12 protein-coding genes are annotated in these 13,792 nt (G+C 35.5%); 3 read left to right on the forward strand and 9 right to left on the reverse strand.

Annotated elements, in window-relative coordinates; all coding sequences use genetic code 11:
* Nucleotides 1-55: 55 nt before the first annotated feature.
* From ASC72_RS08855 to ASC72_RS08865, 3 genes are all read right to left on the reverse strand, one after another.
* The gene (locus tag ASC72_RS08855; protein ID WP_056190492.1) at nt 56-2,491 is read right to left on the reverse strand and encodes an ABC transporter permease; all 2,436 of its coding nucleotides are present in this window, start codon (nt 2,489-2,491) and stop codon (nt 56-58) included.
* Nucleotides 2,492-2,637: 146 nt separating this feature from the next.
* Nucleotides 2,638-3,345, reverse strand: coding sequence for an ABC transporter ATP-binding protein (locus tag ASC72_RS08860; RefSeq protein WP_056189912.1), 708 nt, complete (start codon nt 3,343-3,345; stop codon nt 2,638-2,640).
* Between the two features lie 142 nt (nt 3,346-3,487).
* A complete protein-coding gene (locus ASC72_RS08865) occupies nt 3,488-4,732 on the reverse strand; it encodes an efflux RND transporter periplasmic adaptor subunit (RefSeq protein ID WP_082564286.1) in 1,245 nt (414 codons plus the stop codon).
* Between the two features lie 157 nt (nt 4,733-4,889).
* Between ASC72_RS08865 and ASC72_RS08870 the strand changes: the two genes are divergently transcribed.
* Nucleotides 4,890-6,248, forward strand: coding sequence for a sigma-54 dependent transcriptional regulator (locus ASC72_RS08870; protein WP_056189918.1), 1,359 nt, complete (start codon nt 4,890-4,892; stop codon nt 6,246-6,248).
* 250 nt (nt 6,249-6,498) lie between these two features.
* Entirely contained in the window at nt 6,499-7,824 is a 1,326-nt protein-coding gene (locus ASC72_RS08875) for a PAS domain-containing sensor histidine kinase (RefSeq protein WP_056189923.1), read from the forward strand.
* A 161-nt stretch (nt 7,825-7,985) separates the two neighbouring features.
* Here ASC72_RS08875 and ASC72_RS08880 read toward each other — a convergent pair whose 3' ends face one another.
* The 5 genes from ASC72_RS08880 to ASC72_RS08900 form a co-directional block, all read right to left on the reverse strand.
* Nucleotides 7,986-8,315: an MGMT family protein gene (locus ASC72_RS08880; protein WP_056190494.1), complete on the reverse strand. Its 330-nt coding sequence runs from the start codon at nt 8,313-8,315 to the stop codon at nt 7,986-7,988.
* A gap of 211 nt (nt 8,316-8,526) precedes the next feature.
* On the reverse strand, nt 8,527-9,165 hold the full coding sequence (locus tag ASC72_RS08885) for a LysE family transporter (protein WP_056189927.1): 639 nt from the start codon (nt 9,163-9,165) through the stop codon (nt 8,527-8,529).
* Nucleotides 9,166-9,208: 43 nt separating this feature from the next.
* A complete protein-coding gene (trmB, locus tag ASC72_RS08890; protein ID WP_056190496.1) occupies nt 9,209-9,886 on the reverse strand; it encodes a tRNA (guanosine(46)-N7)-methyltransferase TrmB in 678 nt (225 codons plus the stop codon).
* A gap of 169 nt (nt 9,887-10,055) precedes the next feature.
* Nucleotides 10,056-11,438 (reverse strand): ammonium transporter, encoded by a 1,383-nt coding sequence (locus ASC72_RS08895; RefSeq protein WP_056189930.1) that lies wholly within the window; start codon nt 11,436-11,438, stop codon nt 10,056-10,058.
* Nucleotides 11,439-11,701: 263 nt separating this feature from the next.
* Nucleotides 11,702-12,193 (reverse strand): nuclear transport factor 2 family protein, encoded by a 492-nt coding sequence (locus ASC72_RS08900; RefSeq protein WP_056189935.1) that lies wholly within the window; start codon nt 12,191-12,193, stop codon nt 11,702-11,704.
* Between the two features lie 303 nt (nt 12,194-12,496).
* Between ASC72_RS08900 and ASC72_RS08905 the strand changes: the two genes are divergently transcribed.
* On the forward strand, nt 12,497-13,165 hold the full coding sequence (locus tag ASC72_RS08905; RefSeq protein WP_056189938.1) for a hypothetical protein: 669 nt from the start codon (nt 12,497-12,499) through the stop codon (nt 13,163-13,165).
* A 136-nt stretch (nt 13,166-13,301) separates the two neighbouring features.
* Here the strand turns inward: ASC72_RS08905 and ASC72_RS08910 are convergent, their stop codons facing one another.
* Nucleotides 13,302-13,616: an HPF/RaiA family ribosome-associated protein gene (locus ASC72_RS08910; RefSeq protein ID WP_026982687.1), complete on the reverse strand. Its 315-nt coding sequence runs from the start codon at nt 13,614-13,616 to the stop codon at nt 13,302-13,304.
* Nucleotides 13,617-13,792: the final 176 nt, after the last annotated feature.

A 13,792-nucleotide genomic window follows, 5' to 3' on the forward strand; every position in this document is an offset into this window, starting at 1 on the left:
ACCCGTCAGATTTAATAAATCTGGCGGGTTTCTTAAAAAAAATGGTCTACAAGTTCTATTCGTATTTTAAATATTTTAAAATGTCTATTTTGGTTACCTGATACGCTTTTGCCAAAACAATCATTAACGTTAAAATCAATAAAGAAACTAACGCAATGCTGAAAGGTATTACGGAAACATTGATTCTGAAAGCAAAATTCTCCAGCCATTTTTGCAGCAAAATGTAAGCCGGAACAATTCCGATTGCAAATCCCAACAAACAAAAAATTACGTATTGTTTTGATAATTCTTTTAGCAAAATATCGGTTTCCGCTCCTAATGTTTTTCTTATGGCAATTTCTTTCAGTCTTCTTTCCATCGAAAATGATGCCAAAGCAAACAATCCAAAAATAGCGATGACAATAACAACAAGATTTAAGATGAAAAACAAATCTTTTTGTTTTACCTGTTCCTGATAGGTTCTGGCAAAGCCTTTATTTACAAATTCATAATCAAAAGGGTAATCGGGATTTACATTTTTCTCCCAATAGCTTTTTAGTTTAGCTAAAGTTTCGCTTAAATTATTTGGAGAAACTTTTACATAAACATTATTAAAGTTATTCCATTCTAATGTTTTAAGGTTGACGAAAACCATCGGAGGAACTTTGTCCTGAAGTCCTGTAATATGAAAATCTTTTACAACCCCCACGATTTTAAATTTCAAATTTTCTCCATCGTCATCTCCCCAGCCAGATGTTATGATCGTATTTATTGGGTTTTTAAGGTTTAAAGTTTTTACCAAAGTTTCGTTCATCAGCATATTACTAACAGTGTCGGAGGCAAATTCCGGAGATAAATCACGGCCCTGAACGATTTTGATTTTCATCATTTCAAGAAAGCCAAAATCCATTTCAACATTTCTTGGCTGTACGGCAATACCGTTATGTGTAAATCCTGAACTGGAATTAGTACTGTTTCCAAAAGTTCCAGCAAAAGTAGAAATTTCCTCAACTCCTGAAATCTTCCTGATTTCCTGTTTCATCGTCAGGTATTTGTCTGTTCTTTGTTTTCGTTCAGGAGTATTAAACGGAATTCTCAATACCTGATTACCGCTAAAACCAAGATCCTTGTTCATCATATAATCAACCTGAGAATTTACAATCAAAGCACCAATGATAAAAAAGGCCGCAATCCCGAACTGAAAGATCAACATCGAATTTCGAATCCAGATTCCGCTTTTACTTCGGGAAAAATTACCTTTTAATACTTTTAAAGTTTCAAAATTGGAGATATAAACGGCAGGGAAAATACCCGCAAGAACAATTACTAATCCAAATATAAAAATGAGCTGCAGGTAAAATTCACCACCATTCATGGTTAAAGTTTTCTTTAAAAAGGTGTTGTAATAAGGCAGGGAAAGTTCAACAATTGCCAAAGCGAATATTATCGATAGAATAACAATTATGGCCGTTTCAAAGATAAACTGCGTTGTAATCTGGCCTTTTGTAGCACCTACAATTTTACGCACACCCACTTCTTTGGCACGTTTTATTGCTGAGGCTGTTGCCAGGTTAATATAGTTTACCAAAGATAAAACCAGAATCAAAATAGACAAACCAACCATGATATAAAGCAGCTGCAAATTACCTCTTCCTTCAGGAAAATTAATTCCCTGAGAAGATTTTGTTCCATGTAAGCGAGCCGTTTGTAATTGATCGATAATAACGGTTGTTTCGCCATTTTCCTTAAGATATTGAGCTACAGTCTGACCACTTTCTTTTGCGTCTTTTACTGTTCTGTTGACAAAATTTACATTTTGCATCTTCTTTAAAAGTGCAGTAGGATCTGTGCCTTTTTTAACCTTAATCATCATACCGTAATTGAAATTTCCCCAGCTGTCTATATCCTGTGGACGCTTTACGCTACCAAAAACGTAGTTAGGTTCGATGGAAGACGGTCTCATTAAGCGGTAAACCGACTTTACGGTATAAGACTTATTACTATAATTGATCGACTGACCAATTGGGTCTTCATTGTTAAAAAGCAATTTGGCTGTTTCTTCAGAGATTGCAACACTGTTGTCTTCTTTCAGGATATTAGTTTTGGCTCCCTTTACGATTGGAAACGGAAAAACATCAAAAAAGCCATTGTCGGCAACTGTGATTTTGTTAGCCATTATTTTTTTATTCTGATATTTTATTGGTGCATCATCATACCAGGTATTGTTAAAAAAACAAATAGATTCAATCTCAGGAATTGTGGCTTTGCAGGTTTCTCCAAAGGGAATGGAATTGGATGCCCAGGTATTGCCTGTCATTCCTATCTTGTTCAAAACCTGATATGTGTTTTCTTTTTCAGGATTCCATTGGTCGTACGCGTTTTCGTTGTTCCAATACAGGATTGCGAAAATCACACCGGCAATCCCGATGCTTAATCCTAAAACATTTAAAAACGAAAACAGTTTGCTTTGCTTTAAATGATAAATAAATATTTTAAACCAGTTAAAAATCATGGTGTATTTTTTATAGTTGTTGTTAGTTTTTTTTTTAAGATCTAAAGGTTTTATACCCATTAGGTTTTTAGATCATTGCTAATATCTGGCAAACAAATCCAATTAGAATTGTGATTGCGGTTATAATAAATTTTATCATTTTGAAATTATTTAGCGTCCATAAAAACATCTACATTTCTCTGATTGAATCGCTCAGAGAATATTACGCCGTCTTTCATATGAATCGTTTTTTGCGAAAACGAAGCATCATAATCAGAGTGGGTTACCATCAAAATTGTTGCGCCTTTTGCGTGTAAATCCGTTAAAAGTTCCATTACCTCATTACCGTTTTTACTGTCCAGGTTTCCGGTTGGCTCATCGGCCAAAATGATTTTAGGATCATTTACCAAAGCCCTTGCAACAGCAACTCTTTGTTGTTGTCCACCGGAGAGCTGTTGCGGATAATGTTTCAAACGATGAGAAATATTTAGTTTCTCGGCAATTGCCTCAATTTTTTGTTTTCTGTCAGCTGCTTTTACATTGTTATAAAGCAAAGGCAATTCGATATTGTCGTAAACAGAAAGCTCATCGATCAGGTTGAAATTCTGAAAAATGAAGCCGATGTTTTCTTTACGAACAGCAGCTCTTCCTTTTTCTTTTAGGCCAATCATTTCCTGATCTAATAATTTATAACTTCCATCACTAGCGCTGTCCAAAAGTCCGATGATATTTAGTAAAGTCGATTTTCCACAACCTGAAGGCCCCATGATAGTTAAAAAATCACCTTTTTTAATTTCTAAAGAAATACCGCTTAATGCTGATGTTTCTACTTCTTCTGTTCTAAAAACTTTGGTTAAATTTTGAATTGTTATCATAATGGTAAAGGTGTTAAATGTTATTATTCGTTTTTTGATTGATGATTTTGATTGATGATTGAAACTCTTTATTAATTGTGAATTGTAAATTGTGAGTTGGCTTTGCAACTTGAAACCTGCAACTTGAAACCTGCAACCTTTTTTATTGGGAACTAATCGACAACTCCTCAACATCTTTATAGTCCGTATAAGACGAAGTAATCACAGATTCTCCTTCTTTTAAGCCTTCCAGAATTTCATAATACGAAGGATTTTCTCTGCCTAATTTGATGTTTCTTCTTTCGGCTTTATTTCCTTTTACTACAAAAATCCATTTTCCGGCGGTTTCCTGATTGAAACTTCCTTTTGGAACGACTAATGTTTTGTTTTTCTCAGATAAAATCAGTTTTACGCCAAAACTAAGTCCGTCCTGCAAAACGATTTCTTCTTTAGAAGTGAAAGCCAATTCAACTGTAAAGTGTCCGCTTTTAACCTCCGGAATTACTTTAGTGACCAAAACTTCCAATGTTTTTCCTTTAAATTCTACCTGACCTTTTAAGCCTTCGCGAACTTTTTCCAAGTAAAATTCGTCAACATCGGCAGCCAGTTTGTACCCTTTTTTAGAATCGATTTTTCCGATGCTTTCTCCCGCTTGGAATGTTTTTCCTAAAACGGGTTCAAATGATGTTAATCTTCCGGTTTCCGGTGCAGTAATCAAAAAGTTCTTTTTGTTGTTTCTTAAAATATCCAAACTTTTCTCCATCGTCTGAATCGAACGGTTGATTTGAGAGATCTGAACCTGATTGGTTTGTTTCTCTTTTTGAATACTTTGCTGAATCGTTCTTTTTCGTTCTTCCTGAAAACGTAAACTTTCTTTGAAGGTATTCCAGTCGTTTTTTGAGATCACTTCTTTCTCATATAAACGAGCATTCATATCGTATACTCTTTTGGCGTCGTTATAATCGTGCTCGATCAAAACCAAATCTTTATTTAAATTCAATTCCTGATTTCTAATATTCAGTTTCCCGGTATTTAAATTGTTGATTTGCTCAATAATAGCGGTTTCCTGAGTCAGGTAATTCAGTTCTGTATTCGGATTGTATAATCTTGCCAGCGATTGTCCTTTGGTTACGATCGCACCGTTTTCAACAAAAATCTCTTTTACAGATCCTCCTTCGGTAACGTTTACAAGCATCACGTTCAAAGGTTCAACTTTGGCCTGAAAAACCACAAAATCTTCAAAAAAGGCTTTTTCAATTTTTTGAACGGATAGTTCTTCTGCTTTTACATTCAAACTTCTTTTGGTGTTAAATGAAAAAAAGATGATGACAGCCAAAACTAAAAAAACTCCAATTGCTATTGTGAGATATCTAAATTTTCTATTTTTACGAGGAATTACCTTGTCCATTTTATAAATAATTTGTTGATTACCAATAGGTAAATATTGTGCCACAAAATTTATTATTTGTAAAGCCTTGATTTTAAAGAAGCTTTAAAAACCATTCAAAAAAAGGAGTGTTCGATAATGAACAGTTGACCGTTCAAAATCGGACAAAAAAAGACAGATGCGAAAAAAATTAGCCCAAATATTAATTGTTGACGATCAGGAAGAAATTCTTTTTTCAGCAAAAATGATTCTCAAAAAACATTTTGAAACCATTTTCACGACCAATAATCCCAAAAAAATCATTTCTCTTTTAAGTGAAAATGAAATAAATGTGGTTTTATTGGACATGAATTACCGAATTGGTTTTGAAGACGGGCGTGAAGGAATTCATTGGCTAAAAGAAATCAAAACACTTTCACCGCAAACCATCGTGATTTTAATGACAGCGTTTGGTAAAATAGAAACCGCTGTTGAAGGCATAAAAATTGGTGCTTTTGACTATGTTTTGAAACCCTGGCACAACGAAAAATTGCTGGAAACCATTGATAAGGCTCTCGCCGAAAGCAGAAAAAACACTAAAAAACCAGTAATTGAAAAAACCGAAAAAAGATACTTCGTCGGAACTTCCCAAAAAATAAAACAAGCCTATTCTATAGCAGAAAGAGTTGCCAAAACCGATGCCAACGTGTTGATTTTAGGAGAAAACGGAACTGGAAAATATGTTTTTGCCGAGTTTATTCATCAGCATTCAGCACGAAAAAGCCAGCCTTTTGTTCATGTAGATTTGGGGTCTCTAAGTGATAATTTATTTGAAAGCGAACTTTTTGGCTACGCAAAAGGTGCTTTTACCGATGCCAAAATTGATACTCCGGGAAGATTCGAAATGGCTTCAAATGGAACTATTTTTCTCGATGAAATCGGAAATATTCCATTGCATTTACAGGCCAAATTATTACACGTTCTACAAACTAAAACCGTAACACGCTTAGGCGAAAGCAAACCAAGACCGTTGAATGTCCGAATTATTTCGGCAACAAACAGCGATATTAAAGCAGAGGTCAAAAGTAAAACCTTTCGTGAGGATTTATTATACCGAATCAATACAATGGAAATTCAGTTGCCGTCCTTACGAGAACGAAAAGATGATATTGTTCCGATGGCTAATTTTATTCTCGATCAGATTGCCGAAAAATACAATCATGGTCCCGAAGCTTCGGGATGGCAGTTTGAAGAAAATGCAGGCCCTTATTTAGAAAAATACCCGTGGAAAGGGAATGTCCGCGAAATGGAAAACAAGATCGAACGCGCCTTAATTTTAGCCGATAATAATACGATAACGGTTCACGACTTAGATATTTTCGATTTTGAAGAAGTTCAGCAAAACGACGAAAACCCGTTATCTGAAATGGAGAAAACTGCGATCGAAAAAGCCTTATTCAAACACCACGGAAACATCAGTAAAACTGCCGAAGAATTAGGTTTGTCAAGAGCTGCCTTGTACAGAAGAATTGAGAAATACGATTTGAAGAATGGTTAAAGAGCCAAGAGCCAAGAACCAAGAACCAAGAATCAAGAATCAAGATAATTTTTATCTGCTAAATCTGCGAGAGAATTATGCCAAGTAAAAAATCATTTTTAATCTAGTAATTTCACTAGCATCAAAACACATAGCTTTGTGATCTTCTATTAAGTTTAGTCTCAAAGCAAAAATTAAAGCTTAGCGACCTTTGCGTAAACCATTTGCGACCTTTGCGGTTAAATTTTCATCAGCATAAAAAAATAAAATAGTGAAAAATTGGAAGTTTTATAACGCCTTATTTGTGAGAATCTTGTTTGTCATGATGCTTTTTTTCTTTTGCGTTTTTCTGATCTATAAAATGTTTTATTACAATGCCATTTTGGTTGGACTTTTTGCCGTAATAATGCTTTTCGAAATGTATTTTTATGTCAAAAATCAACTATTGTTTTATGACAGAACATTGCTTTCCATGCTTCAAAAGGATTTTTCGACCAATTTTCCGGAAGAGAATAAAAAGGACAATTTCAAAAGTTTATACCTTTTATACGATGCTTTAAAAAATCAGCAGCAGGAACAAACCTCAAAAGAATTGGTGTATCAATCCATTTTAAACAGTATTGATACCGGCGCTTTAATTTTAGAAAAAGAAAATGAGGAGTGGAATATCTTTTTAATGAACGATTGTTTCTCCAATTTATTTAAAGTTCCAAAAGTGAGCCATTGGAGTTATCTGAAAAACTATTTGCCATCGCTTTGCAATGAAATAGAGAAGTCTGATTTTGCCGAACTAAAATCAGCGATTTCGATTAAAATTGAAGATCAGGATTTACAGACTTTTATGCTTCAAACTTCATTGACGAAAACCTATAACAAAGAATATTTCATTATTCTATTAGACAGTATTCAGCGTGTAATTGAGAAAAAGGAGAAAGAAGCCTGGATTAATCTGATGAAAATTATCTCGCATGAATTAATGAATTCCTTAACGCCAATTCGTGCGCTTTCGCAGAATTTGCTCCAAATTGTCGATCAGGAAAAATTGGAAGAAGATGATTTTGAGGACATCAAAAGCAGTATTTCGACGATTATAAACAGGAGCGACCACCTTCAGGTTTTTGTGGAGAATTATCGAAAGCTGGCGATGCTGCCGACGCCAACAAAAGTGATGACCCCTATAAATGCTCTTTTCGAAGATTGCCTGCGTATTATGAATCCTATTTTAAAGGCGGAGAATATTGAGCTGATCAACGAAATCAATAGTTCGCGTTCGATTTTGATTGATAAAAATCAGATGGAGCAGGTGATTATCAATTTGATTACGAACAGTATTTATGCCTTAAAAGAGAAACAGGAAAAGAAAATGTTTCTCTCCAGTTATACCGAGAATAATAGATTTTTCATCACGATTTCGGATAACGGAAAAGGAATTGATTCGGAAATCAGAGACAAAGTTTTCCTGCCGTTTTTTACCACCAGAAAAGACGGTGCCGGAATTGGCTTAACACTTTCCAAAAACATCATCGAAGCTCACGGTGGATACTTAAGTTACCAAACCGATGAAGATAAGACGAGCTTTGTTATTTGTTTGATTTAGTTTTTTCACCATATAAGTAATGTAAGTTTATTATGGATTGCGTATAGATCTCTCGCAAAGTCGCAGAGTCGCAAAGAAAACTTTAAAGAAAAAACTTTGCGCCTTCGCGCCTTTGCGAGATTAAATGACCACAGTGAGTTAACACAAAACTTTAAATAAACTTATATGGCGGAAATTTCCGGCTGCCAGAAGTGTTTTTCGAGATCTATAATTTGATTGTTCACGACTTCAATGCCTTCGCTTTCAAGTAATTGCTGCATTAAATTCGTTCCCTCAAAATGGTGTTTTCCGGTTAAGAGTCCTTTTCTGTTTACAACGCGATGCGCAGGAACATCATCTCTGTTATGACAAGCATTCATCGCCCAGCCGACCATTCGGGCAGAGCGAGCCGTTCCCAAAGCTTTTGCAATAGCGCCATAAGAAGTCACTTTCCCATACGGAATTTGTCTGGCGATCTCATAAACTCTTTCAAAAAAATTATCTTCAGCCATAGTTGTTTTTGCCACGAATTACACGAATTTTCACTAATTATTGGATTGCTTTAAATCTGTGTGAATCTTTTTAAAATTGTTCTCTCGCAGATTTAGCAGATCTGGCAGATAAAAATAATTTAAATTTAAATAATCCGCTAAATCTGCGAGAGAATATTTTTTATCACACGAACAGAAAATCATTCTAATCTTCTAATCTGTGGCAAAAAAATTACCCGAAATAGTAATTCAAAATATTAAAAAGAGTAACCACAGCGACCAATCCCGTAATACTTCCAATAATGGTATTCATGTTGCGCATCAGGTAATCGGTTTTCTTTTCTATCTTTCCGAAGAAGCCGATGTAACTGTATAGAGCCGCAAATGAACCCAAAACAGAACCCATTACAAAAGTAAAAATGATATTGTTTTCAAATACAAAAAGCTGGTAAGAAGCTAAAGTAACGCTTACCAAAACGTAATATGGAATAGGGAAAAAGTTCAGGCCAGAAAGCAGCATTCCTAAGAAGAAACGGCTTTTTTTACTGCTCTTTTTGATCTTGGATTTCTTTTTGGTTTTTGGCTCTTTGGCAATAAATAAGAAGTAAATCGTTAAAATTGAAAAAATAACGAATCCCACTTCACGCAGCAACGTTACAACATCTGGGCGATTGTCAATTACGTGAGCAAATAAAAGAGCTACATAAACCTGAAAAAAAATCACTACAAGCGCTCCCAAAACAAACCACAATGCATTCTTTTTTCCTTCTTTCAAATTTACTTTTGCTGCGGTCATGTTGATTAATCCGGGCGGAATAATCCCAATGAAAGCGGCAATAAAACCTGAAAGTAATGGAGTAATTAAGACCATTCAGTTGTTTGATGGGTTAGTAAAATCTGTTTTCAAAATTAAATTAATCTTTAATTTTGAAACGAATATACGTAATTGCCTTGTTAATTTCTAAATATTGTTTTTCATAAAAGGTCTGAAAAGCAGTAACTTCTTCCGGACTTCCTTCGTTTTTATATACATTATGGTTGGCGTATAAAACCTCGTGCCCTTCACCATGAAGCAATCCAAGGGTATAACCGTGCATGAATTCACTATCAGTTTTAAGATTTACGACACCGTCTTTTTTAAGTATTTTTTTATACAATTTCAAAAATTCAGAATTCGTCATTCTGTGTTTTGTTCTTTTGTATTTGATTTGCGGATCCGGGAAAGTAATCCAGATTTCGTCTACTTCATTATCAGCAAAAATATGATTGATCAATTCGATTTGAGTTCGAACAAAAGCAACATTATGTAGTCCGTTTTCAACAGCGGTTTTAGCACCTCTCCAGAAACGGGCTCCTTTAATATCGATTCCGATAAAATTTTTGTCCGGATATCTTTCTGCTAATCCAACAGAATATTCTCCTTTTCCACATCCTAATTCTAAAACTAATGGATTGTCATTTTTAAAGAAATCAGAGTTCCATTTTCCTTTTAAAGGCATTAAATCGCCTACAACTTCTTCTCTGGTTGGTTGAAAAACGTTTTGAAATGTTTCGTTTTCTCTGAATCTTTTTAGTTTATTTTTACTTCCCACTTTTACAAAAATTTTCAGCAAAATTAAGGAATATAAACGAATGAAAATAGCTTGAATTCGGTTTTAAAATTTTTAGCCACGAATTCACGAATTTTAATTATCTGTTGTAGTAAATACAAGGAGAAAAAATTCGTGAATTCGTGGCTAATTTTAATGCAAAGTATATTTTTTAACCGTAATGCGGTTCTGTAATTGGTTTTGATTTTGGATCAAGTGTTTCATCGTGTTGAGATAAATCCAAACCGATGTGTTCTGATTCTTCCGAAACTCTTAGCGGAATAATAAAGTTCGTTACTTTGAACAAGAAATAAGCTCCGAAGAAAGTAAAGATAGAAACCAGTACCAACGCCATCATGTGATGTCCGAAAACATTCCAGCCGCCGTGTAGTAAACTCGCATCTTCACCGTGAGCGAAAATAGCAGTCAGGATCATTCCCATAATTCCACCAACACCGTGACAGGCAAAAACGTCCAGTGTATCATCAAATCTTTTTGAGAAACGACAGTTTACAACAGAGTTTGAAACTAAAGCGGTAACGAATCCGAAAAACATACTTTCAGGAACCGATACAAATCCTGCAGCAGGAGTTATGGCAACTAAACCTACTACAGCACCAATACAGGCTCCTAAAGCGGAAACTTTCCTGCCGTTCATTCGGTCAAAGAAAACCCAGGTTAACATGGCTGCTGCCGATGAAGTCGTTGTCGTTGCAAACGCCATTGCGGCAGTTCCATTAGCAGCAAGTGCCGAACCCGCATTGAAACCAAACCAGCCAAACCAAAGCATTCCGGTTCCTAATAATACAAACGGAATGTTGGTTGGAATATGGTCGCTGTTTTTTCTTTTTCCTAAAACGATAACTCCGGCAAGTGCAGCAAATCCTGAACTCATATGTACTACAGTTCCTCCGGCGAAATCTTTAACGCCAAAATAACTTCCTAAAACTCCTGTAGGATACCAAACGGCGTGACATAACGGAGCGTATATGAAAATAGTAAATAAACTGATGAAAATTAAATAAGAGATAAAACGAACGCGCTCTGCAAACGAACCTGTAATAATTGCCGGCGCGATGATGGCGAATTTCATTTGGAACAAAGCAAAAAGCATGAACGGAATTGTGCTTGCCAGTTTTTTATGTGGTAAAATATTAACGTAATCCATAAAAGCAAAAGTGGTCGGATTTCCGAAGAAGCTGTAAAAATGTTCTCCAGATCCAAAACCTACCGGATCTCCAAAAGCTAAACTAAAACCAACAACAACCCATAAAAGCGTCACAACGCCCAAACAGATAAAACTTTGCAACATGGTCGAAATGACATTTTTCTTGCCTACCATTCCGCCATAGAAAAAGGATAATCCCGGTGTCATGATCAAAACCAGACAACAAGAAGTTAACATCCAGGCAACATCGGCAGGAACAATTTGATCTGTAGTGCCAAATTCTGATAAGACATAACTGTTTTCAGTAACCGTTGGCCAAAATGCACCCGTAATACAAACAATACTAATAATAATAAAGGAAATGATCCAGCGTCTTTCTATTTTCATTTTTCAAATACTTTATTGGGCCCTATTTTTTTTGGGGTCAAAGTTAAAAAAAAATAAAGATTTTGATTTTGAGGGCTGTAAAAATAGAGGCTAAGTTTTTATTTTAGTCAATATTGTAAAATTCGGGTTGTTTTTTTGAGACAATGTTATTTTGAGCTTCTAAATTTAGGCTAATATTGTCAATTGTATTATAATTGATTTGATATGTTTTTTTGTAAAGCCTTAGAAAAGTTAGGATTATAAGAAGAAACTTAGAAAATGTTTTATTTTTTCTTTAGCTTCTCAATCAAAGCGTCTTCGATTGGTGCTTTTATTTTAATTGCCGCATTTACTTCGTCATTCGGAACGGTCATCGATAAAACGTAATGCTGAATTTTCCATTCTTTTCCCACCTTAACCAAAACGCCTGAACCGCGACAAATTTTCATTTGTGTGTTAAGCAATTCATCAAACCAGGCAACATTTCCGGTTTTATCAAAAAAGATATGACGTTCTAATGCCGTAAAATTCCATGCTTTTCCTTTGTCAAAAAAAGGTTTTGCCCAAATCTTGAAATCTTTTTTATTCCAGTTTTCGGTAGCATCCGTTCCAATAAAAATGGCATCATCAGCCATTAAATCAAAATAAGCATCAAATTTCACATCACCCGCAGCTTTATGCCAGGCGTCGAGTGTTTTGTTAATTTTTTCCTTTTCGGCATTTTGTGCATTAGCAAAAACTGTTACAAATAATAAAAGGAGAACTGATTTTTTCATGGTTATCTTATTTGAGTTAAAGATAAGAATCTAATGCCAAAAGATAAAAGTTTCACGCAGATTTTGCAGATTTAGGCAGATTTTTAATGATTTTATCTTAATCTATAAATAATCTGCGACGATCTGCTTAAATCTTTTTAAATCTGCGTGAAACAAAAACTTTGCGCCTCTGCTCCCGATAGCTATCGGGATTGCGAGATTAACCGACAAAGAAAAGCAAAACTTAAATTCTCTTATATTACTTATATGGTTTAAACATAAACATTCATTTACTATATTTGAATGCTCTAAAAATACCACATCATGAATCCGAAAATATTTATCAGTTCGATCGTTATTACTTCTTTGCTTTTTGTGTCCTGCAAAAAGGAATTAGAACCTCAGGAAAGTACGCCCACTTCTGAATTAGTTAAATTGGGACTGGTAAAAGATACGGCCAAAGTCAAGTCGGTAGTAGAGGCGACACAGCCACAAACCAATCCGAATACGGTATTGGGAGAAACAAAAGGATTAAATCCGGCACACGGACAACCAGGACATCGTTGCGATATTGCAGTGGGTGCGCCATTGAATTCGGCACCAACGCAAGGACAAACGGCAACTGCACAACCCACACAAACGGTACAGGTAAATCCGAATCAGAAAAATATGGTCACCACAACAACTGTTGCGGCTCCGGTAAAAGTGGCTAAAGGAATGAACCCGTCGCACGGACAACCAGGTCACAGATGTGATATTCCGGTTGGAGCGCCTTTAAATTCGCCGGTTGCAAAACCAGTTGCGGCAACACCAGCCCAAAGCGGAAGTACATCGAAAACTTTTACGGTTACACCACCAGCGGGTACCGAAAATGCAGTTCCGGCTTTATTAAGTACCGAAGCACCAAAAGTTGCTGAAGGAATGAATCCGGCTCACGGACAACCCGGACACCGTTGCGACATCGCAGTAGGTCAGCCTTTGCCAAAATCATAAAGGAAAGGGGCAAAGCTACAAAGGCTCAAAGGCACAAAGGAAATCAGACCTTTGTCCCTTTGAGCCTTTGAACCTGTTTAAACATAAAAAAAAGACGTTTCAAATCGAAACGTCTTTTTTTTATGAAATCTTATATCTAAAATGTTTTTTGCTTTTCGAAAGTAGTCGTCAATGTTTTTTTGGCTTTAGCCAAAGCACCGCTAAAAGCTTTTTCAAGTGTATCAGAGTGTTCTGTAACGGTTATGGGTTGTAGTTTTGCAGTACGGACTTCGATTACACATTTTTTATCGTTTAAGCTGAATTTCTCTCCATTTTCATCTCCGAAATGTACTTCAACGCGGGTTATTTTTTCTTCAAAACGGGTAAGCCCTTTTTCTAATTCTCCGGAAAAATAAGCTTCTAATCTTTCGTGTCCTTCGATGTTTTTGTCGGTATTGATTTGAATTTTCATATGGTTTATATTTTAATGATTGTTTCTCAAAGCTATCTTATTTAAGATGAAATGCCAAGTGAGTTAATAAAACATTATGAAATTTGTTGGGGAATTTTTAACGGCCAGTTTGTCAATCTGAGGAACGAAGAATGACACTCGAAACTCCGCGACGATAAGCAAACTAAATATCAAGA

This window comes from Flavobacterium sp. Root420, from assembly GCF_001427905.1.
Taxonomy (GTDB): domain Bacteria; phylum Bacteroidota; class Bacteroidia; order Flavobacteriales; family Flavobacteriaceae; genus Flavobacterium.